Genomic DNA, 26784 nt, shown 5'->3' with positions numbered 1-26784 from the left:
TATCTCTTTGACAAAACGATCGCCGCAGACGAGCTGCGGCGACCTTGAATTTTCACATCTGCCATTATCCGGCGATATCTTAAGATTCGCTGATATTTACTGATGTCCCAATGCGTGCGCAATCATTTTCCGCTTCAGGGCCGGCAATTTATCCAGCAAGTTTAATCCCAAATTGCGAACCACGCGCAACGGTTCCAGATCGGCGCCAAATAATCGCGCCAGGCCGTCGGTGGCCAACTGCATCAGCAGCACGTCTTCCTTGCGCGCGCGCGCATAGCGGGCCAGCACGCGCTCGTCGCCGATGCCGCGGTGCGCTTCGCGTTCGCTGATCGTCTTGACCAGCTGCGCCACGTCGGCAAAGCCCAGGTTCATGCCATGCCCGGCCATCGGATGGACCACGTGGGCGGCGTCGCCGACCAAAGCCACGCGCGGCGCCACCATGGCGTGCGGACGCATCAGGGTCAATGGAAAGGCGCGCACCAGCTCCGGCTGCAACGGCGTGAGCTTGCCCAACTTGTCGTTGCAGTATGCGGCCAGGCGCGCGGCCAGGGCATCGGCCGATTCAGCCATCAAGGTATCGGCCAGCGCATCGGGCGCCGACCAGACGAGCGAGACGCGGTCACCCGGCAGCGGCAGCAGCGCGACGATGCCTTCGCTGCCCGTGAACCACTGGTGGGCCGCGCCATGGTGCGGCTTTTCGCAGGCGAAGTTGCTGACCACGCCGCGCTGGCCGTAAGAGCGGTAATCGAGGCCGATGTCGCACTGGCCCCGCACCCACGACTGGGCACCATCCGCGCCCACCACCAGCGCGCAGGTGATGGTGTCGCCGCCATCGAGGTGCACGATGGCCGAATCGTTCGTCCATTCCAGGCGGCTGGCGCGGCCCTGCAGCACGCTGACGTTCGGCGCGAATTTGAGGGCGGCGTCCAGCGCCTGGCCCAGGTTGCGGTCTTCGATGATCCACGCCAGAGTGCCCACATGGGCGCCGTAGGCGTCGAAACCGAGTCCGCCCGCCTGCGCGCCGTCGCCGTTGACCAGCATGGCGTCGACGGGCGCCACCCTGTCGGGCGCCAAAGCACCCCACACCTTCAGCGACGACAGCAGCTGGTGCGCCGTATTATTGAGCGCATACACGCGCATATCCCAGCTGGCTTCGACCGGCTTGACGGCCGACACGGGCGGGCTCACAGGGGATAACAGGGTGACGCTTTGTCCTGCCTGGGCAAACGCCAGCGCCGTGGTTTTCGCGATGGCGCCATTGCCGACGATGCAAACGTCGCTGTGGCTATGCATGAAGCGCCGCATGGTAGGGGGAGTGGGACTGTTCATGCGGCCATTATAGCGTTTGCCCCACCCTTTTCAGCTAGTCCCGAAGTACGGGACGCGTGCCCCAGATCAAGCGGCGCCATGAAAGACGGGCAGCACGTGGTCCGCGATCTCCTGCATCGTCTCGGCCAGCGGGCGGCGGTTCTGCCGCAGCTGCAAGCCGATATGCCGCACGCCGGCCGCGCGCATGGCGTGCAGCTCCGCGATCAAGCCATCGCGCCCCGTACGGCCGCCGAAGCGGAAGCGCTGCAGCGGCAGGTTCCGATCCTCATCCAGGTCCAGGTGGATGAAGCTGACATACGGCTTGTCCTCTCCGGCCACGGCGCGCCATTGCGCCGAGCGCCGCGCATGGTCTTCCGGCGTGCCCGGATAGGCGAGCCAGCCATCCATCTGCGCGCCGATCCACGCGGGCGACTGCTGCGCCAGCCCCGCCACCAGCAGCGGCAAGGGCGCGGCGGGTTTGGGCAGCAGACGGATGCCGGGCGGCAGGCGCCTCTCGCCCCAGTCGCGCAGCATGGCCACCTGCTCGCGGAAGGCTGCGCCGCGCTGGTCGAAATCGCGGCCAAACACGGGATATTCGACGGGCCGGTCGCCGCTGGCCACGCCCAGCAGCAAACGCCCGCCGCTCAACTGATCCACGCTGGCCGCCGCTTTTAACGTCAGCACCGGCTCGCGCAGCGGCAGCACCACGGCGGCCGTGCCCAGCAAGATGTTGTCCGTGATACCGGCCAGGTAGCCGAGGTAAGTAAACACCTCGAAGACCTGCGCCGCGTCGCCGAACGACGGGTCGTATAGGGGCACGTCGCGCAGCCACAGGGCCCGAAAATCCAGGCGGTCGGCCAGCTTCGCCAGCGCCGCATGCTGTTTCAGGTCAGGTTCGCCCGGCACCCGGCCGGACGCCGCATTCGCCTGGCGCCCCGCGAACGACCAGTCATTATCGAGCGGCAGTTCCAGTCCGATACTGAAACCGCCCTGCCCCAGCTTTTGCATCGCAGTCATGGGCTTCACCTCAATCCCACTGCGGCGCCAGCCCGTCCGGGTTGGCCAGGCGCTCGCCACGCTCCAGCGTCGCCATCTGCGCCATCTCGTCCGGCGACAGGGTGATGCGCTGGAAATGCAGGTTCGCTTCCAGGTTGGCGCGCCGGGTCGACGACGGGATCACGGCAAAGCCCTGCTGCAGCGACCAGCTCAGGGCCACTTGCGCCGGCGTCACGCCGTGCCTGGCGGCGATGGCCGCGATCACGGGATCCGCCATCACCTTGCCATACGCGAGCGGCATGTAGGCCGTGATGTGGATGCCTTGGCTGCGCGCGAAGTCGATGACCTTGCGGTTTTGCAGGAACGGGTGGATCTCGATCTGCTGCGTGGCGATTTCTGCCGCGCCCACCGTATCGATGGCTTGCCGCAGCTGCGCGTTGGTGAAGTTCGATACGCCGATGGCCCTGGTCAGCCCCTGCGCCTTGGCATCCGCCAGCGCCGCCATGTATTCGGCCACGGGAATCGCGTCTTGCGGCGACGGCCAGTGGATCAGGGTCAGGTCCAGCTGTTCCAGCCGCAGCTTGTGCAGGCTGTCTTTCAAACTTGGAATCAGCTTGTCGCGCTGCAGGCTCTCGATCCATATCTTGGTGGTGACGAACAACTCGTCGCGCGGGACGGCGCTGGCGGCGATCGCCTGCCCCACTTCGGCTTCATTGCCATAGATTTGCGCCGTATCGATATGGCGGTAGCCGACGTCCAGGCCCGTGGTGACGGAATCGATGACGACCTGACCCTGCAGGCGGAAAGTGCCCAGGCCGATTTCAGGGATGGCGGTGTGTTGGGTGCTGGTGTTCATGCGGTAGTCCTCTCAAATAGATTTCGATGACCACACTATGCGCCCATCTTTTGTTGAGAAAAATACCGTTTATATCAAATCATATTTGACCCACAGGCAAGTAATGTGATGGCCATGCAGGAAATCGGGGAAAAGTCGCAGCCGGCTCTTGCATTCCCGTTTTGGTCTGCTATAATTCGCCACCTTGGCCTGGTAGCTCAGTCGGTAGAGCAGAGGATTGAAAATCCTTGTGTCGGTGGTTCGATTCCGCCCCGGGCCACCAAGAATTCGTTATACGTTCAAAAACGCCACCTTCGGGTGGCGTTTTTGTTTCTGCAGCATTTGTATTCCACGCAGGCCGTTTCCGGCCCGCGCGCTGCCATCATCCCGCACATTGCGGTGCCGGACGATTCCCCTCTTACCACATCAAATCATCCGGAATCTGGAACGCCGCATACGGATCGTCCTCATCCACTTCCGTGCTGGCCTGTTTCACGCGCACGACGATGGCGGGGTCGCGTTCGGCGATCTTGTCGGCGATGATGCGCGGCACCAGTTCCACGGCGCCGCCCAGGCAGATGATGACCAGGCGGCCCGCCACCAGGTGGGCTTGCACGGCGGCCGTCACGTAGATGCGCTCGATCTTGTTGTTGAACGTAAAGTTATACGGCACGTCGCCGTTGCTGCCCTTGCTCTGGCGGTTTTTTAGCACCATTTGCGCGATCTGCGCCACGATGGCCTTCTGGTTGGCGGCCGCGTCGCGCTGGGCGTTCAGTTCGCGCGCCCGTTCCGCGTTCTTGCGCTGCGTCTCGAGCGCGGCCAGGCGCACTTCGTCAACGCTTTGCGTGCCGCTCTTGCGCTCGTCCTTTTTTTGCTTGCTCTTGTCCTGGTTGGCCAGCTTGACCTTCTTCTTGTCGACCAGGCCGGCCTTTAAAAACTGCTCTTGCAACGAGACCATAACTACTCCGTATTGAGGGTGCGCCGGCCAAGGCAGCGGCATCGGCCGGGGGAAAGACGCTAGCATAACAAAAAACAGGAGCGCTGCCGCCGCAACATGGCTGCACGGACCAGCCGGGCAGCGCCTTCTGTCTGCCAGTAACAAAAAGACACACTCGAGTGGAAATTTTGTTGATAAATGTCATATAGTTAGTTACGTTTTGCATATCGGCATTCTCTGCCGGTTGCATCGCCCCCTTCCACTGACTGCGTCTACAAGGATTTGCCATGAAACAATTAATCGCCCTCTGCATCGCCGCCGCGTTTGCCAGCACCGCCTTTGCCGCCGCGCCGGAAGCGGCGCCTGTCGCCAAGACGGCCCAACAGTCAAAAATGACGACCTGCAATGCGGACGCCGCCGGCAAGAAAGGCGATGAGCGCAAGGCCTTCATGAAGGAATGCCTGAGCGCCAAACCGGCGCCGGCCATGACGCAGCAAAACAAGATGAAAGCGTGCAATGTCGACGCCAAGGACATGAAGGGCGATGCCCGCAAGGCTTTCATGAAGGAATGCCTGAGCGCGCCGAAGAAATAAGCGCCTCGCCGCTTGCCTCACAACGCCAGCATCATGCTGGCGTTTTTTTATGGCTATGTCACCGTCAAATGTGGGAATGCGCCCAGCGTTGCTTTCAATAACGTTTCCGGTGAGCGGATACGCCTGGCGTCGAGTATCCAGCGCCATCCCAGGTAGTTCGGCAGGTAGCGCGTCGCCACGCCATGAAACGGACCCAGCCATTGCCGCAAACGGCTGTGATAGGCATTGACGTTCTGCACATGGGCGGCGCCCTGCACGCGGATGCCGGCGCGCAAGTTGACGGCCTGGTGGCTGATGCCCGCTTCCCTCGCAAAGGCCCGGTAGGCGGCATGGCCATCGGTCACCAGCAGCACGTCCTTGTCGATAACGGGTAACAAGCAATGATGCAGCTGCGCTTTCGTCAACGCCCCTTTTCCCGTGACAAAATCGAGCGTCTGCCCCGTGCGGTCGCGTGCCACCAGGATGCAGACCTGTTCATTGGAAATGCCGCGCTTGCGGGCATGGCCGCCCCGGCGGCGCGCCGGACGCGTCATGTTTCTGGATCCCTTTTCCGATTCCAGCAGATATAACTCGTCGGCTTCGGCAATGCCGTGCAGACCATGCGGTCTGTCCGTCTTTGCCAACGACAAAAACCGGTGGCGCCAGCGGAACGTAGTGTTACGGTGTACGCCCAGCTGTAACGCCGCCTTGCGCACGGAATCCGATGCCAGAAGGCAATCGGCGTAGTCGAGCCACAGCGCCTTGTGGCGCAAGCGGGCCAGCGGCGTGCCAGTCAAGGCATTGAAGGTGCGGCCGCAGGACATGCAGCGGTAGCGCTGCAAACTGTGCGCATGGCCATGCCGGTGCAATTGGTCTGAATGGCAAGCGGGACAGGCCAATCGCTGTTGGGCCACACTTTCTAGCAGCGCGACGGTCGCGTCTTGTGGAGAGTTTCCACGCAACAGGGCAATGCCTGCCTGCCGCTGGCGTTGGCTCAGCTGAGCAAACTGCGCAATCAAGGTGATCCATTCGGCTGGCCGCATGATCTGCTCCTGCAGGGTGGGTATGCAGAGTCAGACAGCACGGTCACAGGAAGATTCCGGCATTTCCCCTACTTGCCGATGACAGAGCCTTTTTTTTCACGGCGATGCGTAGTCCTGCATGAGCCGGTCAAGGAAACCGAACAGCTTGCCATTCATGGCCTGCCAGTCGTGGGCGCGCAGGGTGGCTGGCTGCTGCACGAAGCGGTGGGACGCGAGCGTGGGCAGTTCCGTTTCTGCCGCGGCGATCAGCAGCTCGACCACCTCCGGCGTGAACTCCATATGGCACTGGAAGCCGTACACCAGATTGCCGTATTCGATGATCTGGCGGGGGCAGCCCTGGCTATAGGCGATGACCTTCGCGCTGTCGGTCAGCCCCGGCATGTCGCTGTGCCAATGCCCGCTTTCCAGGACATCGCCGACATGCTTGAACTTGTCGTTCGCCTTTCCGTCTGCCGTCAGCACGATGGGGAACTTGCCGATCTCCTTTTCTGGGCTGTGCGCATGGCGCGCTCCCAGGGCTGCGCCGATCAGCTGCGCGCCCAGGCAAACGCCGACGACGGCCTTGCCTGCGGCGGCACAGGCGGCTATCAGGGCCTGTTCGGCTGCGGCGTCGAAATGCGGGCATTCCTCGCGCGTCGTCGACGGCGACTGCGGCCCGCCCATGACGACCAGCAGGTCGATGTCCGCGATGGAGCCGGGCAGCGGTTCATGGGCATGGACGCGGGAATACGTGGCCTGGTGGCCGCGCTCGCGCACCCATGTCTCATAGGCGCCCGGCGCCTCGAACGCTTCATGCACGATGAAATGGACTTTCATGATGTTCCCTTTCTGTGGCGAGGAATTAAAAAACTATGGCTGGCCCAGCACCTGGGCCAGCACCGCGGCGAACGCCTGCGCGCCAGCTTCATCGATGGTCGACACGGTGATCCGCAATCCCTGCGTCAACACCTGCACGCCGAAGGCTTCGCCGCCGCGCACCAGCCAGCCATGCCGGGCCAGCGCCAGCACGGCCGCCTGGCCGCTATCCGGCAGTGGCAGCCACAGGTTCAGGCCATCGGCGGGACTGGCGCAGACCAGGCCGTGCGCCGCCAGCGCCGCCGCCATCATGTCGCGGCGGCGCGCATAGTCGGCGCGGGCCAGGACCACTTGCGCGGACACGTCGGGCGACGACAGGCAGGCGCTCACGGCATCCTGCAAGAGATGGCTGACCCAGTTCGTGCCGGGCGCCAGGCGCAGACGCAGGCGCTGGGCCGTCGGCCCGTCGCTGGCGACAACGGCCAGGCGCAGGTCGGGGCCGAAGATCTTCGACACTGAACGGATCAGCGCCCAGCGCCGGGCCGCAGGCGGGATCACATCCTGGTAGCCGGCGACGGACAGCAGCGAGAAATGGTCGTCGACGATCACCAGCACGTGCGGGTGATCGGCCAGCACGGCGCGCAGCTGGGCCGCGCGCGCCGCGCTCAGGCTGCAGCCGGTCGGATTGTGCGCGCGCGGCGTCACGATGACGGCTTGCGCGCCTTGCGCCAGCGCCCGTTCCAGCGCCCCGGCCTGCATGCCTTCGGCATCGACCGCCACGCCAACAGCGTGCAGCCCGGCGCTGCGCAAGGTGTTGATGCTGCTGATGAAACATGGGTCTTCCACGGCCACCTTGTCGCCCGCGACCAGATACGCCCCCAAGAGGCGCTCGACCGCGTCCACCGCCCCATTCGTCAGGGTGATGTCGTGGCCCTCGGGGCAATCGCCGGCCATCCAGCGCCGCGCCAGCACTTCCAGCTGCGGATCCACGGTAGCTTCGCCATACAGGCGCGGGCGGTAGGGCTTGCGCGCCAGGGCCGCGCCGACATCGGGCAGCCAGGCAAGGTTCGGGTTGCCGCCACCCAAGTCGGCCAACGGCGAGCCGGGCAGCAAGCCTTCCTGCTCGCCCGGATCGCGCTGCGCGCGGATGGCCGTGCCCAGGCGCCCTTGCGTGACCGCGAGCCCGGCCGTCACCAGGCGCTGGTACCCCAGCGACACGGTATTGCGGTTGACGCCCAAGGCGGCGGCCAGCTCGCGCACGGTGGGCAGCTCCTGGCCCGGCGCCAATTCTCCCGCCTGCGTCAGCGCGCGGATGCTGTCGAACAGTTCCGCCGCGGTTTTCCCTGTGATTTTCACGATAGTCTCAGACATGATATATTTTGGCATAGGACAATAATATATCACTGCGGCGACTCCTGCCGCTAATAAAAGGCGAATACAAGGCTGACACATGCACAACGACACTCCCCTGCTCACACCCACCATGCATGAGCGGCATGGGCGTTGGCCGCAAGCCGTGTCGGTGGACGACTTCCGCCGTAATCTGGCGGCAGTGCATGCGCGCATGGCGGCCGCATGCGAGCGGGTCGGGCGCGATCCGGCCCGCGTGCGCCTGCTGCCCGTCAGCAAGACCAAGCCCGAGGCGAGCCTGCGCCTGGCCTATGCCGCCGGTTGCCGCCTGCTGGGAGAAAACAAGCCGCAGGAAGCGGGCCACAAATGGGAAGCGATGGCGGACCTGGCCGACCTGCAATGGTCGGTGATCGGCCATTTGCAGACCAACAAGGTCAAGCTGGTGGCGCGCTTTGCCAGCGAATTCCAGGCGCTCGACAGCCTGCGCGTGGCCGAGGCGCTGGAACGGCGCCTGCAAGCGAAAGGGCGCGGGCTCGATGTGTTCGTGCAAGTGAACACTTCGGGAGAAGCGAGAAAATACGGTTTGCCACCGGACGAGGTGGCCGCTTTCCTGCGCCAGCTGCCCGCCTTCCCGGCGCTGCGGGTGCGCGGACTCATGACCCTGGCCCTGTTGTCGGCGGAAGCCGTGCGCGTGCGCCGCTGCTTCGTGCTGCTGCGCGAATTGCGCGACCGGCTGCGCCAGGAGATCCCCGATGGCGTCAGGCTCGACGAACTGTCGATGGGCATGTCCGGCGATTATGAAATCGCCATCGAGGAAGGCGCCACCGTCGTGCGGGTCGGCCAGGCCATCTTCGGCGCGCGGGACACGCCGGATAGCCACTACTGGCCGGCAGCGGAAGGTGGTCGCGCAGTCAATCATGCCGAATGATCAAGATGACATGCAGAAAGATACCGCGTAATATTTTTACCATACTGCTCAGCTCGGCAGCACAGCTCCCTGGGGAAAGGACGGCAGCGTGGCCGTGTCAAACGATCTCGCGCACTGGCGCGGACAGATTTTTGCGCGCCTGTTGCAGGTGGTGCTGCTGCTGGGCATCGTCACTGCCATCCCCAGCGCCCTGCTGGCCGCGCGCGAAGCTATCTGGTCCATAGTCATCCTCGACGTGCTGGCCATCGGCTGGATCGGCGTCATCTGGCATTGGCGCGCCATGCCCTACCGCTGGCGCGTGTGGCAATTCCTCATCGTCGCCTACCTGGTGGGCGTGGGCCTGCTGCTGAAAATCGGCCCCGTCAGCCAGATCTACATGATGCTCATGCCCGTGCTGGCGGCCCTGCTGCTGGGGATGCGGCCCGCCTTGTCGACCCTGGCCCTGACTTCGCTGACCATCTTTGTCCTCGGCCTGCATCCCGACGTCGCGCTGCACGTGCAGGGCGTGCCCGACTCCCCGGTGCTGCGGGCGCTGATCGTGGCCATGAACTTCCTGTTCATCGCCGCCGTGCTGACCCTGTCCTGCGCCTTCCTGCTGCGCCACCTGGAACACAGCAGCCAGGCCCTGTCGCAGCTGAACGCCGACCTGCGCTTGACGGCCACGGCGCTGGCCCGCCTGAACGACATGGTGATGATCGCCGAAGTGGCCGATGCCCCCACCGGCGCGGCACCGGCCACGCGCATCATCTTCGTCAACGACGCCTTCGAGCGCAGCAGCGGCTATGCGCGCGCCGAGGTGCTGGGCCGCAGCCTGCTGTTCCAGCAAGGCCCCGCCACCGATACGGACGAACTGGCGCGCATCGCCGCCGCCATGGCCCAGGCCCAGCCGGCCAGGGCGGAATTGCTGAACTACAACAAGGCCGGCAAGGCCTACTGGGTGGAAGCGGAGCTGGTGCCGTTCACGGATGCGGACGGCAAGCAGACGCACTGGGTGGCCGTCGAGCGCGAAATCGACGAGCGCAAGAAATCGGAAGCGGACATCCACCGCCTGGCCTTCTACGACGTGCTGACGGGCCTGCCCAACCGGCGCCTGCTGATGGACCGCATCGCTCACCTGCTGGCCGCCGCGCCGCGCGACCATACGATCAGCGCGCTGATGTTCATCGACCTCGACCATTTCAAGCACATCAACGACGCGCGCGGCCACGCCACCGGCGACGCGCTGCTGCGCCTGGCGGGCGAACGGCTGGCGCAGCTGATGCGCAAGGCCGACACGGTGGCGCGCATCGGCGGCGACGAATTCGTCGTGCTGCTGGCCCACCTGGCCGATGACCTGGACAGCGCCGCCCGCGCGGCCGCCCAGGTGGCCGAGAAAATCCGCGCCGCCATCGCGCGCGACTTCGATATCGAGGGGCAGTCCTATCATTGCAGCGCCAGCATCGGCGTGACCTTGCTGCCGAAAGCGGGCCAGCAGGCGCACGACCTGCTGCGCGAAGCGGACATCGCCATGTACCGCGCCAAGGCGGAAGGACGCAACGGCATCGCCTTCTTTGAAGCGGCCATGCAGGCGGGCGTGGAGCGCCGCCTGACCCTGGAACGGACACTGGCGCGCGCCCTCGCTGCCAATGAATTATGCATGCACGTGCAGCCGCAGGTCGACCGCCACGGCCGGGTGACGGGCGCCGAATTGCTGATGCGCTGGCCGCAGGCGGACGGCACGTACATCGCGCCCGGCATCTTCATTCCCATCGCCGAGGAATCGGGACTGATCGTCAGGCTCGGGCACTGGGCCCTGCGCGAAGCATGCCGCGCGGCGACCATGCTGGCGCAGGCCGGGCAGCCCGTCGCCCTGTCGGTAAATGTGAGTCCGGCCCAGTTTCGCCAGCCCGATTTCGCCGCCCGCGTGCAGGCGGCGCTGGCCGAACACGGCACGCCGGCCGGCGCCCTGATCCTGGAACTGACGGAAGGCTTGCTGATCGACCAGCGCGACGCCTCGCTGGCGCGCATGCGCGAACTGGCGGGCCTGGGCATCCGCTTTTCCATCGACGATTTCGGCACCGGCTATTCCAGCCTCGCCTACCTGACCTCGATGCCGCTGTACGAACTCAAAATCGACAAGCGCTTCATCGACGACACGCCGCGCGATGCGCGCGACACGGCCATCGTGCAAGCGATCCTGGCCATGGCGCGCCACCTGGGCTTGCGCGTCGTGGCCGAAGGCGTGGAAACGCAGGAGCAGGCCGATTTCCTGCTCGCCCACGATTGCGACGGCTTGCAGGGCTACCTGTATGCGCGGCCCATGCCCTTGCCCGACTTCATGACGTGGCTGGCCGAACGGCGTTAGCTTTACGGCATTTCCTGCACGCAACTCCTCCGCTAGAATACCGGCCTCTTAGCCTGTACCTTCACCATCCCCTTTGATTAAAGTGATCCCCGATGCGTCTGGTTCTTCCCCTGCTGCCGCTGCTGCTCTCTCTGCTGCCCGCCGCCCATGCGGCCCCCACCACCACCGCCCCCACGCCGATCACGCTGGACCAGGCCATGGCCGATCCCGACTGGATCGGCACACCCGTCGAAGCGGCATGGTGGGGCTGGAATGGCCAGCTCTACTACAAGCAAAAACGCCTCGGCTCGCCCCTGCGCGACACGTATCAATTGCCAGGCGCGAACGCCAAACTCAATAGCGGCAAGAAGGTCGACGATGCGCAGCTGGCCAACCTCGATGGCCAGCAAATGGTCGTCAACCGGGCCGGCACGCGTGCCATCCTGCTGCGCAACGGCGACTTGTTCGAGCGCGACCTGAAAAACGGCACCTTGACGCAAATCACGCGCGGCGTCTCCGCCATCAGCGACCCGCAATATTCCGCCGACGGAGGCGCCGTGCAATACCGCAGCGGCAGCGACTGGTTCAGCTGGAGCCGCGCGGAGCGCCTGAGTGCTCCCGTCGCCCTGCTGCGCGCGGCCAAGGACCCGGACGCCAAGCCGGAAGCGGACGCCCTGCGCGAACTGCAGCTGCGCCTGATCGTCAACCTGGCGCGCCAGAAAGAAGACCGCGACGCCAGCCGCGAACGCCGCCATGAAGAGCGCCGCCTGGATGCCACGCGCGCGCCGGAACCGATCTACCTGGGCGATAAAGTGACGATTTCCGGCAGCGCCCTGTCGCCGGACGGCCGCTGGCTGCTGTTCGTCACGCAAGACAAGGCCGCCGAAAAGGGCAAGCTGGGCAAGCTTGCCCGCTATGTCACGGAAACGGGCTACCCTGACGTGGACGACGAGCGCACGCGCGTGGGCCGCAACATGCCGATTGCGCAAAATCTGAAACTGGCCGACCTGCGCACGGGCCAGGTGCGCGACATCGCTTTTGACAGCCTGCCCGGCATCGCCACCGACCCGCTCGCCGTCCTGCGCGCCGAACAGAAGCTGCCGCTGCTGAAAGGCAACCGTGCCGTGCGCATCGACGCCCAGCGCGACGGCATCGCCTGGACCGATGACGGTTCGCGCGTAGCCGTGCGCATCCGCGCCATCGACAACAAGGACGGCTGGCTCGCCAACGTCGACCTGGCCAACGGCGCCCTGCTGCCCGTGCACCGCATCAGCGATACGGCCTGGGTCAACCGCCGCGCCGACGAATTCGGCTGGCTGCCCGACAACGCCACCTTGTGGTATCTGTCCGAGGAAAGCGGCTACGCCCACCTGTACACGAAAACGGGTGCGGCCCCGGCGCGCGCCTTGACCAGCGGCCAGTGGGAAGTGAGCGCCGTCGAATGGAGCCGCGACGGCAAGCATGCCTATTTCATGTGCAACCGGCAGGCGCCCGGCACGTATGAAGTGTGCGCCAGTACGGCCAAAGAGGGCGGCGCGCGCGAAGTCAGCAGTTTGAAAGGCGTGGAAAACTTCGGCCTGTCGCCCGATAACGGCAAACTGCTGCTGCGCTATTCGACCAGCTATATGCCGGCCCAGCTGGCGACCGTTTCCGTTACGGGCGGCAAGGCGACTGTCCTGACGGATACGCGCAGCGACGCCTTCAAGGCACGCAACTGGGTCATGCCGGAACTGGTGCAAGTGCCGTCCACGCATGGTGCGGCGCCCATCTGGGCCAAGTTGTACCGGCCGGCACAGCTGGAAGCGGGCAAGCGCTATCCGATCGTCATGTTCGCGCACGGCGCCGGCTACCTGCAGAATGTCACCGAGCGCTATCCCGTGTATTTCCGCGAACAGATGTTCCACAACCTGCTGGTGGAGCAGGGTTACATCGTGCTCGACGTCGACTACCGCGCCTCGCTCGGCTACGGCAGCGCCTGGCGCACGGCCATTTACCGCCAGATGGGCCACCCGGAACTGGAAGATTTCATCGACGGCGCCAACTGGCTGGCGCAGCAGCACCAGGGCGACATCCGGAACGTGGGCATCTATGGCGGCAGCTATGGCGGCTTCATGAGCCTGATGGCCCTGATGCGTGCACCGGACATCTTCAAATCGGGCGCCGCGCTGCGTCCCGTGACGGACTGGACCACCTACAACCACGAATACACGGCAAATATCCTGAACACGCCGGACGTCGACCCGCAAGCGTATAAGATTTCGTCACCGATCGAATACGCGGACAAACTGACGGGCAACCTCCTGATCGCCCATGGCATGATCGACGACAACGTGTTTTACCAGGATTCCGTGCGCCTATCCCAGCGCTTGATCGAACTGAAAAAGGATAACTGGGAAATGGCCAGCTACCCGATGGAGCGCCACGGCTTCGTGCAGCCGGAAGCGTGGTATGACGAGTACCGCAGGATTTACCAATTATTCCAGCGCACGCTGAAATAAGCCGGGATGCCCGCTGTTATGCGGGCATTTTTTATGCCCGGCTGCTTACCTTGACGTCAGTCAAACGGTACCGGCCGCGGCGTCGTGTCGCTCGATGGCGGCAAGATCGGCAGCACGAGGTGCGGCTGCTTGCCCGTCAGGGTTTTCAGGAAGGCCACCAGTTTCGCGTTTTCATCGGGCGTAAAGGTGCGGCCCAGCTGCAAGCGCCCCATCACGTCGACGGCTTGCGTCAGGGTTGCCGCTTCGCCATCGTGGAAATAAGGATACGTCAGCTCGACGTTGCGCAGGGTCGGCACCTTGAAATTGAAACGGTCCGCATCCTTGCCCGTCACGGCCGAGCGTCCCTGCGCCGTCATCGCCGTCTTGTACGGCTCGACGACACCCATCTTCTGGAAGGTGTTGCCGCCCACGGCGGGGCCGTTATGACAGGCGATGCAGCCGCTCGATTTGAACAGCTGATAGCCGGCCAGCTCGTCTTTCGTCAACGCGCTTTTCTTGCCCGACAGCCATTGATCGAAGCGGGAACCGGGCGTCACCAGCACTTCTTCAAAAGCAGCGATGGCGCGCGTGACTTGCTCGATGGTCAATTTATCCTGGCCAAACACTTGCCGGAACCCCGCGCGGTAGGCGGGAATCGAGGCCAGCACGTCGATGGCCAACTCGTGCGTAAAAGCCATCTCGCCGGGATTGGCGATGGGGCCGCCCGCCTGCTCCTGCAAATCCTTGGCGCGGCCATCCCAGAATTGCGCCACGTTCATGCTGGAATTGAGCACCGTGGGGGAATTGATGGGCCCCCGCTGCCAGTTGTGCCCGATCGAGGTCTTGATATTGTCCGTCCCGCCCATGCTCAGGTTGTGACAGCTGTTGCAGGAAATAAAGCCCGAGCGCGACAGGCGCGGATCGAAAAACAGCTTCTTGCCCAGCTCGACCATGGCCGGATTGGCCACCTTGGCGGCAGTAATGGGCTGGATCGGCTCCTTTTCCGCGGCATGCAGGACGCCGCCAAAAGCCAGGCTGGTGATGAAGAGGAAGGGTGAGAGGGTGCGGCGCATAGTCTAACTCCTGGAAACATTCCCGAATCGGCGGCGCGCGCCGGCGCGGGAATGCAGCGCACCGGCCCGGTTGCCACCCGTACATCGCTGGTTGGATGTTGATTTATATTAACTTTGACGGGTTGACAATGGAAATGACCGGGATCAAGGTTCTGGCCAAGTGCGAATCGCGCTTGCCATTTACGCAAGCCTGGAACATGATAAAGGCATGCACACACCTACCTACTCCACCCTGTTGCCACTGCTGCGCGCCGCGTGCGCCAGCTTCCTGCTGCTGGCCGCCAGCGCCTGCGGCAGCGCCCCCACGCAAGATGATGCGCCGCCCGCCCCCGGCAATGCCGGCTTGCTGGCGCAAATCCAGGCGGAAGTGGGCGCCGCCGCCTGCGATTCCACCCAGCAATGCCAAACCATCGCCATCGGCGCCAAGGCTTGCGGCGGCCCCGAGCGCTACCTGGCCTGGTCCAGCAAGGGCAATGACGGGAAGAAACTCAAGGCACTGGCCCAGGCGCAAGCCGAGGCCAGCCGCAAGCAGCAGCAGGCGGACGGCATGATGTCGACCTGCTCCATCGTCACGGACCCGGGCGCCACCTGCGAAGCAGGGCGCTGCGTGCTGCAAAAGGGCGGCCTGGGCGGCAGCGCCGCCATGTAATCGAGTGCTACTGCAACACGTCAGGGCTGCAGCTGCAAGGTCTTGACGATCTTGCTTTCCACTTTCTCGCCCGCGCCCGACATGGCATTCTTGCTCTCCTTGCGCAGCAACAATAAATGGTCGCCGCTGACGCCATACTGGCGCGTCTCGTCCGTCTTTTGCGTAAAGCTGATGACGACAAAGGCGCGCCCGCTCACATCCACATGGAAATGGCTGGCCAGCGGCGTGCCGTCCGCGGCGATCCACACCTCGAGGCCGCCTTCGAACTTCTTCACATACTTGCGGTCTTTCTCAGGCACTTTATCGAGCGACAAGGTAAAGCTGAGCAGCCGCGCCGGCTTGCCCTTGTAACTATCCATTTTTTCGCCGCTGAACACGGCTTCCTCGATCTCGCGCGACAAGGAGTCCGCCGCCGACACCATGGAACGCAGCTCCGTCGCCTTCATTTCCCCCAGCGCAAAGCCGATCGGCGTCTTGACCTTCGGATCCTTCACCCTGGCGCGCTGCTCGGCCTCCACTTTCGCCAGCAAGTCCTTGCCGTAAAGCACCTGCAAGCCCGCCGACCCGCCCTCGACCGCCACCGTGGCCTGGCCGCTATCCTCTTCCGCCGCCTTGCCCTCGCCCTCGCGGCGCCAGGATTTCGATTCGACCTGCGCCTTGATCGGCATCTGCCCCTGCAAGCGCGCCAGCGCCGCGTTCAATTCGGCCAGCCCATCGGCCCGCGCCGCGCCGCACAACAAACTGAACAAGCCCGCCACCGCCAGGCCCTGCACTCCAATACGTCGCTGCATCGCCACATCCCTTCAGGTCATACAAGGATGCCAAAACACCATGTTTTGGCCATCTGTTGCATTTGAACACAGCCAGCTCTGGTCAGGTGGAAAGTCTTTCTGCTATAATTCGCCGCCTTGGCCTGGTAGCTCAGTCGGTAGAGCAGAGGATTGAAAATCCTTGTGTCGGTGGTTCGATTCCGCCCCGGGCCACCAAGAATACTTCAAAGAGAACGCCAACCCATACAGGTTGGCGTTTTTGCGTTCTGCCCCTCCCACCTCAAGCAGGCCAAATCATCCAACCGTTCGCGTAGTTATTCCCCCACCCGAGTTTCAACTGATGTGCCTTGGGCTGAAATTTTCATGGATCGAATAATTCAGCACTTCCATATCCAAACAGCACCTCTTCTTAATTATCCAGAAACGGCTATGCCGCCTTTGCAGTGTTCAAATGATCGTGCGATGCCGGTAAAAATCTATATCTTCCCCATGGCAACATGTTACTCTAGGCAATCTGTTGTTATGCGAAAATCTGTGAGGGATCATGTCTATTAACGAAACTGTTCTGGAAATGCACTATCATCGGCCATTGATAGATTTAATTCGGGAAACCTACGGCCTTGGCCCAACCGGCAATTTTAATTTTTTTAAATATTCGCCTCAGCATGAAGTTTTCTTGGGTTTTGATCAAGCGTTTGCAAAGACCGAACTTACAGACAAAGAATTTTTCGATCAGCTTAAATCCAGTGCAATGCAAAATGGGTACAAACTGTCTAGCCGTTTTCTTGCCTATTTTCTTCAATTTAAGGTCGTAGCCGAACTTCAGAGACGTCAAAAGAAAACACCTCCACAAATTAAAAGTAGGCCCCATTATCGGGCAACCTTGGATACAACAAAGAACGATAACACTGGGTTTTCACAGCACGAGTTGCTATACAATTTAAATCAAAATCAAGGGGCAATGGTCTATTACGCCTGCCCAATGATCTTTGAGAAAGCAGCGCTGTATGAGGTAAACGTAGATCTTGATGGGCTTCGCTTGGTTGATTTAAGTTCGTGTCCATCAGATTTTTCAGATAACAGCAAGCACTATATTTACTTCGACAACACGCAATCTCAGCCTATTTGGTGCAGCGAGCCCGTTGAAGGGAAAGCGATAAATCCACAACAGTTTGCCGAGAGAGTCGTCGGCCAATTGAAGCAGACATCTCCTGACGAAAGTGTGAAACAGGTATCCGAACTTTTGTTAATGATGAAAGAAAATGATAACCATGCTCAGGATGCTTTCGGTCAAACAGGGCCCAAAAATTTCGGACTCTCAGCATTCGCAGATTCATTAACTATTATTCGCATCGATGAAATACTTCCTGAAAAATAATTCAGCAAGGTCTGGAGGAGTGTTGCATTTGATCGGTTTAAAATCAGGACACTCCTCAGCTAATATTCAAGCGCTAGCTCACTTCTAAACCTCAATCTGAACAACCCTTGTTAGATGATTCGATTTTGCCCCCGTGCCAACAAAAATTTATCGATAAGTATAAAAAAACAACCATTTTGTTTGTTTGCTTTTTAGTTTCGGCGGTGTAAAGTGAACTGCCGTGCTGCGCCCTATGCGCTGTACCGCACAGTAACATCGGCCATATCGGCCTACCCTGTCCTCATTACACAGGGAGATATCGCATGCTGACGATCATACTGATGGTGGCCCTGCTGGGCCTGGTTCTACTGTTCGCGCCCGGCCCCGTGCGCCGCGCCCTGATTACGCCCCATTTGCTGGCCTTGTTCAAGCGAATCTTGCCAACCATGTCCGACACGGAACGCGACGCGCTCGAGGCGGGCACCACGTGGTGGGATGCGGACCTGTTTTCCGGCAGACCCGACTGGACAAAATTGCTGGCGTATGGCCGCGCCACGCTCACCACCGAAGAGCGCCACTTTCTCGAGCACGACGTCGAGCGGCTGTGCGAACTGGTCAATGACTGGGAAACGCAGCAGGCGCAGGATTTACCGCCGCAAGCCTGGGACTACATGAAAAGCCAGGGTTTCCTCGGCATGATCATCCCCAAGCAATACGGCGGCAAGCAATTCTCCGCCTACATGCATTCCCAAGTGGTGATGAAGCTGTCGAGCCGCTGCTCGGCGCTGGCCGTGACCGTGATGGTGCCCAATTCGCTGGGACCGGCCGAGCTGTTATTGCACTACGGCACCGAAGAACAGAAAAACCATTATCTGCCGAGATTGGCTGCCGGCACGGAGATTCCCTGCTTTGCCCTGACCAGCCCGTATGCGGGTTCCGACGCGGCCGCCATTCCCGACCTGGGCGTCGTGTGCATGGGCATGCATGAGGAACGCCCCACCCTGGGCTTTCGCCTCAGCTGGAACAAGCGCTACATCACACTGGCGCCCGTCGCGACCTTGCTGGGCCTGGCATTCCAGACCAGCGATCCCGACCACTTGCTCTCAGACAACGACGCGCCCGGCATCACCTGTGCCCTGATCCCCGCCAGCCACGATGGCGTGGTGATCGGCCGCCGCCATCATCCCTTGAACGCCGCCTTCCAGAATGGCCCCACGTCCGGCAACGATGTCTTCATCCCCATCGACTGGGTCATCGGCGGCCAGGCGCAAGTGGGCAAAGGATGGCGCATGCTGATGGAATGCCTGGCGGCCGGGCGCGCCATTTCGCTGCCGTCGTCCAGCGTGGGCATGGGCAAGATGGCCGTGCGCGGCACCGGCGCGTATGCGGCCGTGCGGCGCCAGTTCAACATGGCTATCGGCAAGTTCGAAGGGGTGCAGGAAGCGCTGGCCCGCATGGGCGCCAACCTGTATCTGATGGACGCGGCCCGCACCCTGGCCGCGCACGCCGTCGACCTGGGAGAGAAGCCGGCCGTCATTTCCGCCATCGTCAAATACCACGTCACGGAACGGGGCCGCGCGCTTGTCAATGATGGCATGGACATTCTCGGCGGCAAGGGCATCTGCGTGGGACCGAACAATTTCCTCGCCAGTGCCTACCAGCAAATCCCCATCGCGATCACGGTCGAAGGCGCGAACATCCTCACGCGCAGCCTGATCATCTTTGGCCAGGGCGCCATCCGCGCGCATCCGTATGTGCTCAGGGAAATGGCCGCCGTCAGCGAAAGCGACGGCCGCAAGGCCCTGCGCGATTTCGATGCAGCCTTCTTTGGCCACGTGGGCTTTGTGCTGGGCAACTTGGCCAGGGGGATGTGGTACGGACTGGGCGGCGCGCGCCTGGCAGCCGCGCCCGACGCCGGCGCGCCCGCACTGGCGCCCTACTACCGCGCGTTGACGCGGCTGTCGACGGCGTTTGCCGTCATGACGGATATGTCGATGTTCGTGCTCGGCGGCGAGCTCAAGCGCCGCGAGCGGCTGTCCGCCCGGCTGGGCGACGTGCTGGCGCAACTCTATCTGGCTTCATCCGTGCTGAAACGCTACGAGGACGATGGCCGGCTCGAAGCCGACCTGCCCTATGTGCACTGGTCGCTGCAGGATGCGCTGGTCAAGGCCCAGCAGGGTCTGACGGGCGTGCTCGACAATTTCCCCGCGCGCGTGCTGGCCATGCTGCTGCGCACCCTGCTGTTCCCGTTTGGCCTTCCCCACCGTCCGCCGTCCGACGAACTGGGCAGTGAAGTGGCGCTGGCCCTGCAAACGCCAGGCGCCGACCGCGAGCGCCTGCTGGCCGACGGTTATGTGGCCAACGACAACACAGACCCCGTGGCCTGCGCCGAGCGGGCGCTGGCCATGCTCCCCGACGTCCTGCACATCGAAAAACGCTTGAAAGACACGCCCGCAGGCGCAGCCCTGCGGCACCTGCCGCAAAGCCTGTCCGCCATGCAGCAGTGGCTGGCAATAGCCAAGGCAGCAAGCTTGGTCAGTTGCCAGGAGCACAATACCTTGCTGGAAGTTGCGCGCCTGGTCGATGGCTTGATACAGGTCGACGACTTTCCGGCCGAGACGGCGCAGCCAACACACTTGCCGGTGCACGAGGCCGATATCAGCAGCCGCGCCGCCTAGGCGAATTTGCGACCTATACTGAATGGAGCGGGCGCGGTGCCCGCTCTTTGCAGAAAGGAGTCGATCATGACGCGCAAATTCATCGATTGCCGGGAATTTCCAAGCGACACACATTGCTCGGTGGCCATCTCGGCCGACAGCGAGGAAGAGCTATTGGGTATTGCCGTGGAACACGCGGTCTCGGTACACCATCACCACGACACGCCGGAGCTGCGCCAGCAGCTGCGTCAGCTGTTCAAGGACGGCATGCCGCCTGAACACCTGCCCATGACGGGGCAGGCCGGCAGCAGCGGAACCTCGCACGCACACTAACCTGCCAGGGCTTGCGCCGGTTTGTGCAAGCGCAAGCCCAGCACGAGCGGCACCAGCGCCGCGTACACGACAAGCACTGACAGCCAGATGGCGCCGGGCCAGTGTTCCCTGAACACAAAATACATGCTGGAAAACACCAGCGGACACAGCACGGACGCCAGGCTCACGGACGAGGCCAGCACGCCCTGGAACTGGCCCTGCCGGTCGTCGGCCACTTGCCGCGTGGCCAGCGACTGCAAGGCCGGCGCGCCAATGCCGCCCAGGGCAAACACGGGCATGATGGCGAAGATCATCCAGCTGCGGCTGGCAAACGCCATGACGACCAGCGCGACGCAGGCGCAGGCGACGCCTGCCAGGATGGTGGCGCGTTCGCCCAGCAGTCTCACGGCCGGGCCCGGCAGAAATGCCTGGGCCAGCGCCTGGCACACGCCAAAGGCGCCCAGCGACAGGCCGATCCACAGCCCGTTCCACGCGAACGCATCGTGCCCCCACAGCGCCCAGCACACGCCATACACTTCGCCGGCCGCGCTGAAGGTAAAGAAGATGACAGTGATCGGCAGCAAGCTTTTCTCCGAGAAAACCCAGCGCAGCGGGCGCAGGGGATTCAATGCCGCCAGGTCGATTTTCCCTCGCGTGGGCCGACGTGATTCGGGCAAGATCAACAACGCCAGCAGCAAGTTGCCCGTATTCAAGACGGCTGCCGCCATGAACGGCAGGCGCAGCCCGTAATCGCCGAGCGCGCCGCCCAGCACGGGGCCGATGATGAAGCCCGCGCCAAACATGGCGTTCAACAGGCCAAAACGGCGCGCCCGCTGGTTCTCGGCCGAAATATCGGTGATGTAGGCCGTCGCCACGGAAACGTTGGCACTCGTCAGTCCGGCGATGGCGCGCCCCAGCAGCAGCATCCACAGGCTGGGCGCAAACGCCAGGAACAGATAATTGACGGCGGCGCCCGCCAACGAAACGAGCAGCACGGGACGCCGCCCCAGGCGGTCGCTTAGCGCCCCCAGCACGGGTGCAAAGATGAACTGCATCAACGCATACAGGGCCGTCATGATGCCGATATACGGCGCCACGTTATCGGCATGGGTGACGTGCCGCAGCAGTGCCGGCAGGATGGGGAAGATCAGGCCGATGCCGACGGCGTCGAGCATGACAGTGGCAAAAATGACGGGCAGCGCTGCCACGGGAACGGATACTTTCATATACTCAATCCAAATATGTACTCAGTACATAAATAGTACGCCCAGCCTTGCCGCGCCATCAAGCGTTATCTGTACTCAGTACACTTCGTGTATGATCGGGGCAACATGACGATACCTGCCGACCTCCGCTCCCGCAAACGCCTTGCTACCCGGCAAGCCATTTCGAATGCCGCCACGCGCCTGTTCTTCGTGCGCGGCTTCGAGCAGGTGACGGTGGACGAGATCGCGGCAGCCGCCAGCGTGGGACGCATGACCGTGTTCAACCATTTCCCGCGCAAGGAAGACATGTTCTTCGATCGCGAGGAAGAGGGGCGTGAGCTGCTGCGCGCCGCGCTGCGCCAGCGCGATCCCGCCATCGCGTCCATCGAAACCCTGCGCCTGCTGGCGCACCGGCTGGCACTGGAAGACAGCCCCTACATCACGTTTTCCGCCGCTGGCCAGGGTTTCATCGCCACCATCGAGGCCAGCGACACTCTGAAAGCGCGGGCGCGGGCCATCCGCGACGAACTGGCGCAAGTCGTCGCGCAAGCGTTGACGGAATCCACGGGGCGCGATGCAAACGATCCCCTCGCCCACCTGGCGGCCAGCCTGCTGCTGGCCACCTGGAGCACCGCCCTCATCGAGGCCCACCGCGCCTTCCGCCAGCATGGCGACGCGCAGCTGGCCAAGGCCGGCTTTCTCGCCCTGGTGGACCAGGGGCATACTGGCTTGAACGCGGCCATGGCGGGCACGCCTTACGCCTGAACACATGGGCGCCGGATGTGAATCCCTTGACCCAAGGCAATGCAATACAGCACCAGCCCGCCTACAATCGCCGGCTTTGCCCCTCCTCCATGCGCCACGCTCCCGAACTCCTCCTGCCTGCCGGCTCCCTGGCCAAGATGCACGCCGCCTTCGATTTTGGCGCCGACGCCGTCTACGCGGGCCAGCCGCGCTACAGCTTGCGCGTGCGCAATAACGATTTTTCGACCTTGCAAGCCTTGCAGGAGGGCATTGATGGCGCGCATGCGCGCGGCAAGCAGTTCTTTGTCGCCAGCAATATCTTCGCCCACAACGCCAAGCTGAAAACCTATTTGCGCGACATGGAACCGGTGATCGCCATGCGCCCGGATGCCCTGATCATGGCCGATCCCGGACTGATCATGATGGTGCGCGACAAGTGGCCGGAGATTCCCGTGCACCTGTCGGTGCAGGCGAACGCCGTCAACTGGGCCGACGTGAAGTTCTGGCACCGCATGGGCTTGACCCGTGTGATCCTGTCGCGCGAACTGTCGCTCGACGAGATCGAGGAAATCCGCCAGCGCTGCCCGGAAATGGAACTGGAAGTATTCGTCCACGGCGCCCTGTGCATCGCCTACTCGGGCCGCTGCCTGCTGTCCGGCTACTTCAATCACCGCGACCCGAATCAGGGCACGTGCACGAATTCCTGCCGCTGGGATTACAAGGTGAAAAATGCATCCGAAGACGCCAGCGGCGATCTGGGCGGCATGCAGGTGGTGCCGCTGGAATTCCATCAGGCGCTGGCCGAGGCCGACAATAACGCGTTTTCCGCCCTGCACCAGCAGCCGCGCCACCCGCTGGCCGACCAGCCATACCTAATAGAAGAAGCCCAGCGCCCGGGCCAGCTGATGCCCATCCTCGAAGACGAGCACGGCACCTACATCATGAATTCGAAGGACTTGCGCGCCGTCGAGCACATCGAGCGCCTGGTGAAAATCGGCGTCGATTCGCTGAAGGTCGAGGGCCGCACCAAGTCGCTGTACTACGCGGCGCGCACGGCGCAAGTCTACCGCCAAGCCATCGATGATGCCGTCGCGGGCCGCCCCTTCGACATCGGCCTGCTGGGCCAGCTGCAAGGCCTGGCCAACCGCGGCTACACGGACGGTTTCTATCAACGCCACCATACCCAGGCGCACCAGAACTACATGCGCGGCGCGTCCGAGGCCGACCGCAGCCAGTACGTGGGCGACGTGCTGGGCGTGACGGACGGCTGGGCCAGGGTGGACGTGAAAAACCGCTTCGCCGTCGGTGATCGCATCGAAGCCGTGCATCCGGGCGGCAATCGCGACTTCACCATTACACGCATGCTCAGCGACGACGGCCAAGAAATCCAGGTGGCGCCCGGCAGCGGCCACTTCGTGCGCATCGAACTCGACGGGGCCCTCGACAAGGCCTTGCTGGCCCGCTATTTGTAACCGCCAGTCTGGCGGCGGCAACGGCAAACCAGTCCACAAGTGTTTGATTTGACAAGAAAAATTTCCGCTGGCATGGCCTAAACAATTTGTTTAGGCTTCAACATTGCTATACGATACGGCCACCCGCGCCCGGGGGCCTGATCGGCATCCCGTGCGTCCCTGACACGTTCACCGGAATCCCCGATGCCACCTGCCACACCCGCCCTGATCACCAATGACGCCGTCGTCCTCGGCCTGCTCGCCATGACCCTGGGGGGCGTCTTCTGGACCGCCTCCCGCACGAACGGCTTCTGGAAAAAGTTTTATACGTATATCCCGTCCCTGCTGATGTGCTACCTGATCCCGGCGTTGCTCAACACCTTCGGCATCATCGACGGCAACGCTTCCGGTCTGTACGCCGTGGCGCGCGACTATCTGCTGCCCAGCGCGCTGGTCCTGCTGTGCGTGGCCATCGATTTCGGCGGCATCATCCGCCTCGGTCCCAAGGCCATCATCATGTTTCTCACAGGAACACTCGGCGTGATGCTGGGCGCCCTCGTCTCGTTCGAGGCGCTGCGTTTGATCCACCCCGAAACGGTGGCGGGCGACACCTGGCGCGGCATGACGACTGTCGCCGGCTCGTGGATAGGCGGCGGCGCCAACCAGGCGGCCATGAAGGAAGTGTTTGAAGTGGACGCCACCCTGTTCGGGCAGTTCGTCGCCGTCGACGTGCTGGTGGCCAACGTCTGGACGGCCGTGCTGCTGTTCCTGGCCGGCCGCGCGGGCGCCTTCGACCGCTGGACGGGCGCCGATCTGACGGCCATCAATGCGCTCAAGGACAGCATCGAAAGTTATCGGGCACAGCACGCGCGCGTCGCTACCCTGACTGACATCATGATCATCCTCGGCGTGGGCCTGGGCGTGACGGGCCTGTCGCACTTCCTGGCCGGCCCCATCATCAACTGGATCAACACCCTGCCGGCCACATGGCGCTTGCAGGATTACAGCCTGACGTCGAACTTCTTCTGGATCGTCGTGCTTGCCACCACCTTCGGCTTGCTGCTGAGCTTTACCCGGGCGCGCAGCCTGGAAGGCGCGGGCGCCTCGACCATCGGCTCGGCCATGCTGTACGTGCTGGTGGCCACCATCGGCATGCACATGGACCTGGGCGCCCTGCTCGACAAGCCATTTTTGTTCCTGCTGGGTCTGATCTGGATCGCCGTGCATGGCGGCCTGATGCTGCTCGTCACCAAGCTGATCCGCGCGCCCCTGTTCTTCATGGCCGTGGGATCGCAAGCGAACATCGGCGGCGCCGCCTCGGCCCCCGTCATCGCCAGCGCCTTCCACCCGGCCCTGGCCCCCGTCGGCGTGCTGCTGGCCGTGCTCGGCTACGCGCTGGGCACCTACGGCGCCTACATCACGGGCTTGATCTTGCGCAGCATGGCGGGATGACGCCTGTCCTGGCTTGACCAGGCGATCCGCAACGACAACGCCAGCCTTCGGGCTGGCGTTGTCGTTTACCACTCGCATCGGCCACAGAGTCCTCAAAACTCCCCACAATGTAGCAGAAACCCCTCAAAACCAAATTTCCGCACCATTTTTGTGCGAAATCTGCGATGATAGTTGCCCAAATAACCGATTACCTCCATGGAATTCTGATGAAATACGCATCTGCTCACGAGTATGTCCAGCATGTCGCCGCACGCAATCCAGGTCAACCCGAGTTTCTGCAAGCCGTCACCGAAGTCATGGAGAGCTTGTGGCCGTTCCTGGAACAGCACCCGAAATACGCGGAACAAGGCTTGCTGGAACGCTTGATCGAGCCGGAGCGCGTGGTGATATTCCGCGTGTCGTGGGTCGATGACCATGGGCAAGTACAAGTCAATCGCGGCTACCGCATCCAGCACAGCATGGCCATCGGGCCGTACAAGGGCGGCATCCGCTTCCACCCTTCCGTCACCCTGTCGGTGCTGAAATTCCTCGCTTTCGAGCAAACGTTCAAGAATGCGCTGACCACGTTACCGATGGGCGGCGGCAAGGGCGGCGCCGATTTCGATCCGAAGGGCAAGAGCCCGGGTGAAGTGATGCGCTTCTGCCAAGCCTTCGTGAGTGAACTGTTCCGCCACGTGGGTTCGGACACGGACGTGCCGGCCGGCGACATCGGCGTGGGCGGGCGCGAAGTGGGCTATATGGCCGGCATGATGAAAAAACTCAGCAACCGCGCCGACTGCGTGTTCACCGGCAAGGGCGCCAGCTTCGGCGGTTCGCTGATGCGTCCGGAGGCGACGGGCTACGGCACCGTGTATTTCGCCGAAGAAATGCTGAAAACGCGGGACCGCTCGTTCGAAGGCATGCGCGTCTCCGTTTCCGGTTCGGGCAACGTGGCGCAGTACGCGGTGGAAAAAGCTATGGCCATGGGCGCGAAAGTCATCACCGTCTCCGATTCCAGCGGCACCGTCATCGACGAGGACGGCTTCACGCCGGAAAAACTGGCCATCCTGATGGAGATCAAGAACCATCTGTATGGCAGGGTCAGCGATTACGCCGCGCGCACGGGCGTGCGCTTCGAAGCGGGCGTCTCGCCATGGCATGTGCCGGTCGACATCGCCCTGCCCTGCGCCACGCAGAATGAACTGGACATCGCCGATGCGCGCCGTCTCATCGCCAATGGCGTGCAATGCGTGGCCGAAGGCGCCAACATGCCCACCACCATCGAGGCAGCCAAGGCCTTCGAAGCGGCCGGCGTGCTGTATGCGCCGGGCAAGGCCAGCAACGCGGGCGGCGTGGCCACGTCGGGCCTGGAAATGAGCCAGAACGCGGCCCGAATTTCCTGGCCGCGCGAGGAAGTCGACACGCGTTTGCTGCAGATCATGCAAGGCATCCACGCGGCGTGCAAGCAATACGGCACGCGCGCCGATGGCACGGTCAGCTATGTGGATGGCGCCAATATCGCCGGCTTCGTAAAGGTCGCTGATGCGATGCTGGCGCAGGGGGTCATTTAA

22 protein-coding genes and 2 tRNA genes are annotated in these 26784 nt (G+C 63.0%); 14 read left to right on the top strand and 10 right to left on the bottom strand.

Going from position 1 to position 26784, the window contains the following annotated elements; translation table 11 throughout:
* Positions 1-96: 96 nt before the first annotated feature.
* From CSQ93_RS14375 to dkgB, 3 genes are all read right to left on the bottom strand, one after another.
* Entirely contained in the window at positions 97-1329 is a 1233-nt protein-coding gene (locus tag CSQ93_RS14375) for an FAD-dependent monooxygenase (RefSeq protein ID WP_233516178.1), read from the bottom strand.
* A 66-nt stretch (positions 1330-1395) separates the two neighbouring features.
* Positions 1396-2325 carry a TIGR03571 family LLM class oxidoreductase gene (locus CSQ93_RS14370; RefSeq protein ID WP_099378611.1) on the bottom strand — a complete coding sequence of 310 codons (930 nt, stop codon included), beginning with the start codon at positions 2323-2325 and terminating at the stop codon, positions 1396-1398.
* 10 nt (positions 2326-2335) lie between these two features.
* Positions 2336-3160, bottom strand: coding sequence for a 2,5-didehydrogluconate reductase DkgB (gene dkgB, locus CSQ93_RS14365; protein WP_099378610.1), 825 nt, complete (start codon positions 3158-3160; stop codon positions 2336-2338).
* Between the two features lie 186 nt (positions 3161-3346).
* Between dkgB and CSQ93_RS14360 the strand changes: the two genes are divergently transcribed.
* Positions 3347-3422 (top strand) — tRNA-Phe (locus CSQ93_RS14360).
* Positions 3423-3557: 135 nt separating this feature from the next.
* On the opposite strand, the gene CSQ93_RS14355 is transcribed toward CSQ93_RS14360, so the two are convergent.
* Positions 3558-4097 carry a DUF2058 domain-containing protein gene (locus tag CSQ93_RS14355; RefSeq protein WP_099378609.1) on the bottom strand — a complete coding sequence of 180 codons (540 nt, stop codon included), beginning with the start codon at positions 4095-4097 and terminating at the stop codon, positions 3558-3560.
* Positions 4098-4363: 266 nt separating this feature from the next.
* Here CSQ93_RS14355 and CSQ93_RS14350 point away from each other — a divergent pair, with 266 nt between their 5' ends.
* The gene (locus tag CSQ93_RS14350) at positions 4364-4669 is read left to right on the top strand and encodes a PsiF family protein (protein WP_099378608.1); all 306 of its coding nucleotides are present in this window, start codon (positions 4364-4366) and stop codon (positions 4667-4669) included.
* 53 nt (positions 4670-4722) lie between these two features.
* Here the strand turns inward: CSQ93_RS14350 and CSQ93_RS14345 are convergent, their stop codons facing one another.
* The 3 genes from CSQ93_RS14345 to ptsJ form a co-directional block, all read right to left on the bottom strand.
* Positions 4723-5691, bottom strand: coding sequence for an IS1595 family transposase (locus tag CSQ93_RS14345; protein WP_099378607.1), 969 nt, complete (start codon positions 5689-5691; stop codon positions 4723-4725).
* A 96-nt stretch (positions 5692-5787) separates the two neighbouring features.
* Complete coding sequence (locus tag CSQ93_RS14340; RefSeq protein WP_099378606.1) at positions 5788-6507, bottom strand: glutamine amidotransferase-related protein; 720 nt, start codon at positions 6505-6507, stop codon at positions 5788-5790.
* Between the two features lie 33 nt (positions 6508-6540).
* Complete coding sequence (gene ptsJ / locus CSQ93_RS14335; RefSeq protein WP_099378642.1) at positions 6541-7842, bottom strand: MocR-like B6 salvage transcription factor PtsJ; 1302 nt, start codon at positions 7840-7842, stop codon at positions 6541-6543.
* Positions 7843-7936: 94 nt separating this feature from the next.
* Between ptsJ and CSQ93_RS14330 the strand changes: the two genes are divergently transcribed.
* The 3 genes from CSQ93_RS14330 to CSQ93_RS14320 all read left to right on the top strand — a co-directional run bounded on the left by CSQ93_RS14330 (position 7937) and on the right by CSQ93_RS14320 (position 13585).
* The gene (locus CSQ93_RS14330; RefSeq protein WP_099378605.1) at positions 7937-8764 is read left to right on the top strand and encodes a YggS family pyridoxal phosphate-dependent enzyme; all 828 of its coding nucleotides are present in this window, start codon (positions 7937-7939) and stop codon (positions 8762-8764) included.
* Between the two features lie 94 nt (positions 8765-8858).
* The gene (locus tag CSQ93_RS29755; RefSeq protein ID WP_324847122.1) at positions 8859-11108 is read left to right on the top strand and encodes a putative bifunctional diguanylate cyclase/phosphodiesterase; all 2250 of its coding nucleotides are present in this window, start codon (positions 8859-8861) and stop codon (positions 11106-11108) included.
* A 92-nt stretch (positions 11109-11200) separates the two neighbouring features.
* Positions 11201-13585, top strand: a complete 2385-nt coding sequence (locus tag CSQ93_RS14320) for a S9 family peptidase (RefSeq protein ID WP_099378603.1) — start codon at positions 11201-11203, stop codon at positions 13583-13585.
* Between the two features lie 56 nt (positions 13586-13641).
* Here CSQ93_RS14320 and CSQ93_RS14315 read toward each other — a convergent pair whose 3' ends face one another.
* Positions 13642-14637 (bottom strand): cytochrome-c peroxidase, encoded by a 996-nt coding sequence (locus CSQ93_RS14315; protein WP_099378602.1) that lies wholly within the window; start codon positions 14635-14637, stop codon positions 13642-13644.
* 208 nt (positions 14638-14845) lie between these two features.
* On the opposite strand from CSQ93_RS14315, the gene CSQ93_RS14310 reads away from it, so the two are divergent.
* The gene (locus tag CSQ93_RS14310; protein ID WP_099378601.1) at positions 14846-15286 is read left to right on the top strand and encodes a hypothetical protein; all 441 of its coding nucleotides are present in this window, start codon (positions 14846-14848) and stop codon (positions 15284-15286) included.
* Positions 15287-15306: 20 nt separating this feature from the next.
* Here the strand turns inward: CSQ93_RS14310 and CSQ93_RS14305 are convergent, their stop codons facing one another.
* On the bottom strand, positions 15307-16077 hold the full coding sequence (locus tag CSQ93_RS14305) for a hypothetical protein (RefSeq protein WP_233516177.1): 771 nt from the start codon (positions 16075-16077) through the stop codon (positions 15307-15309).
* Positions 16078-16196: 119 nt separating this feature from the next.
* Between CSQ93_RS14305 and CSQ93_RS14300 the strand changes: the two genes are divergently transcribed.
* From CSQ93_RS14300 to CSQ93_RS14280, 4 genes are all read left to right on the top strand, one after another.
* Positions 16197-16272 (top strand) — tRNA-Phe (locus tag CSQ93_RS14300).
* 328 nt (positions 16273-16600) lie between these two features.
* A complete protein-coding gene (locus CSQ93_RS28855; RefSeq protein WP_158301231.1) occupies positions 16601-17434 on the top strand; it encodes a hypothetical protein in 834 nt (277 codons plus the stop codon).
* Between the two features lie 302 nt (positions 17435-17736).
* Positions 17737-20091, top strand: a complete 2355-nt coding sequence (locus CSQ93_RS14285) for an acyl-CoA dehydrogenase (RefSeq protein WP_099378597.1) — start codon at positions 17737-17739, stop codon at positions 20089-20091.
* A gap of 66 nt (positions 20092-20157) precedes the next feature.
* Positions 20158-20403, top strand: coding sequence for a DUF1059 domain-containing protein (locus CSQ93_RS14280; protein ID WP_099378596.1), 246 nt, complete (start codon positions 20158-20160; stop codon positions 20401-20403).
* Here the strand turns inward: CSQ93_RS14280 and CSQ93_RS14275 are convergent.
* On the bottom strand, positions 20400-21608 hold the full coding sequence (locus CSQ93_RS14275; protein ID WP_099378595.1) for a TCR/Tet family MFS transporter: 1209 nt from the start codon (positions 21606-21608) through the stop codon (positions 20400-20402). The two genes, CSQ93_RS14280 and CSQ93_RS14275, sit on opposite strands and share 4 nt — an antisense overlap.
* Positions 21609-21713: 105 nt before the next feature.
* Between CSQ93_RS14275 and CSQ93_RS14270 the strand changes: the two genes are divergently transcribed.
* From CSQ93_RS14270 to gdhA, 4 genes are all read left to right on the top strand, one after another.
* Positions 21714-22352 carry a TetR/AcrR family transcriptional regulator gene (locus CSQ93_RS14270; protein WP_099378594.1) on the top strand — a complete coding sequence of 213 codons (639 nt, stop codon included), beginning with the start codon at positions 21714-21716 and terminating at the stop codon, positions 22350-22352.
* 89 nt (positions 22353-22441) lie between these two features.
* Positions 22442-23803 (top strand): prephenate-dependent tRNA uridine(34) hydroxylase TrhP, encoded by a 1362-nt coding sequence (gene trhP, locus CSQ93_RS14265; protein ID WP_099378593.1) that lies wholly within the window; start codon positions 22442-22444, stop codon positions 23801-23803.
* Between the two features lie 183 nt (positions 23804-23986).
* A complete protein-coding gene (locus tag CSQ93_RS14260; protein ID WP_099378592.1) occupies positions 23987-25234 on the top strand; it encodes a DUF819 family protein in 1248 nt (415 codons plus the stop codon).
* Positions 25235-25440: 206 nt separating this feature from the next.
* On the top strand, positions 25441-26784 hold the full coding sequence (gene gdhA, locus CSQ93_RS14255) for an NADP-specific glutamate dehydrogenase (RefSeq protein ID WP_099378591.1): 1344 nt from the start codon (positions 25441-25443) through the stop codon (positions 26782-26784).

The organism is Janthinobacterium sp. BJB426, assembly GCF_002735705.1.
Lineage (GTDB): Bacteria > Pseudomonadota > Gammaproteobacteria > Burkholderiales > Burkholderiaceae_D > Janthinobacterium.
This window is presented reverse-complemented; position numbering and strand designations above follow the sequence as displayed.

Excerpts from the sequence above, each read along its gene's own strand:
- CSQ93_RS14375 (WP_233516178.1), bottom strand. The coding sequence starts at position 1,329 with ATGAACAGTCCCACTCCCCCTACCATGCGGCGCTTCATGCATAGCCAC.
- CSQ93_RS14370 (WP_099378611.1), bottom strand. The coding sequence starts at position 2,325 with ATGACTGCGATGCAAAAGCTGGGGCAGGGCGGTTTCAGTATCGGACTG.
- dkgB (WP_099378610.1), bottom strand. The coding sequence starts at position 3,160 with ATGAACACCAGCACCCAACACACCGCCATCCCTGAAATCGGCCTGGGC.
- CSQ93_RS14355 (WP_099378609.1), bottom strand. The coding sequence starts at position 4,097 with ATGGTCTCGTTGCAAGAGCAGTTTTTAAAGGCCGGCCTGGTCGACAAG.
- CSQ93_RS14350 (WP_099378608.1), top strand. The coding sequence starts at position 4,364 with ATGAAACAATTAATCGCCCTCTGCATCGCCGCCGCGTTTGCCAGCACC.
- CSQ93_RS14345 (WP_099378607.1), bottom strand. The coding sequence starts at position 5,691 with ATGCGGCCAGCCGAATGGATCACCTTGATTGCGCAGTTTGCTCAGCTG.
- CSQ93_RS14340 (WP_099378606.1), bottom strand. The coding sequence starts at position 6,507 with ATGAAAGTCCATTTCATCGTGCATGAAGCGTTCGAGGCGCCGGGCGCC.
- CSQ93_RS14330 (WP_099378605.1), top strand. The coding sequence starts at position 7,937 with ATGCACAACGACACTCCCCTGCTCACACCCACCATGCATGAGCGGCAT.
- CSQ93_RS14320 (WP_099378603.1), top strand. The coding sequence starts at position 11,201 with ATGCGTCTGGTTCTTCCCCTGCTGCCGCTGCTGCTCTCTCTGCTGCCC.
- CSQ93_RS14315 (WP_099378602.1), bottom strand. The coding sequence starts at position 14,637 with ATGCGCCGCACCCTCTCACCCTTCCTCTTCATCACCAGCCTGGCTTTT.
- CSQ93_RS14310 (WP_099378601.1), top strand. The coding sequence starts at position 14,846 with ATGCACACACCTACCTACTCCACCCTGTTGCCACTGCTGCGCGCCGCG.
- CSQ93_RS14305 (WP_233516177.1), bottom strand. The coding sequence starts at position 16,077 with ATGCAGCGACGTATTGGAGTGCAGGGCCTGGCGGTGGCGGGCTTGTTC.
- CSQ93_RS28855 (WP_158301231.1), top strand. The coding sequence starts at position 16,601 with ATGTCTATTAACGAAACTGTTCTGGAAATGCACTATCATCGGCCATTG.
- CSQ93_RS14285 (WP_099378597.1), top strand. The coding sequence starts at position 17,737 with ATGCTGACGATCATACTGATGGTGGCCCTGCTGGGCCTGGTTCTACTG.
- CSQ93_RS14280 (WP_099378596.1), top strand. The coding sequence starts at position 20,158 with ATGACGCGCAAATTCATCGATTGCCGGGAATTTCCAAGCGACACACAT.
- CSQ93_RS14275 (WP_099378595.1), bottom strand. The coding sequence starts at position 21,608 with ATGAAAGTATCCGTTCCCGTGGCAGCGCTGCCCGTCATTTTTGCCACT.
- CSQ93_RS14270 (WP_099378594.1), top strand. The coding sequence starts at position 21,714 with ATGACGATACCTGCCGACCTCCGCTCCCGCAAACGCCTTGCTACCCGG.
- trhP (WP_099378593.1), top strand. The coding sequence starts at position 22,442 with ATGCGCCACGCTCCCGAACTCCTCCTGCCTGCCGGCTCCCTGGCCAAG.
- CSQ93_RS14260 (WP_099378592.1), top strand. The coding sequence starts at position 23,987 with ATGCCACCTGCCACACCCGCCCTGATCACCAATGACGCCGTCGTCCTC.
- gdhA (WP_099378591.1), top strand. The coding sequence starts at position 25,441 with ATGAAATACGCATCTGCTCACGAGTATGTCCAGCATGTCGCCGCACGC.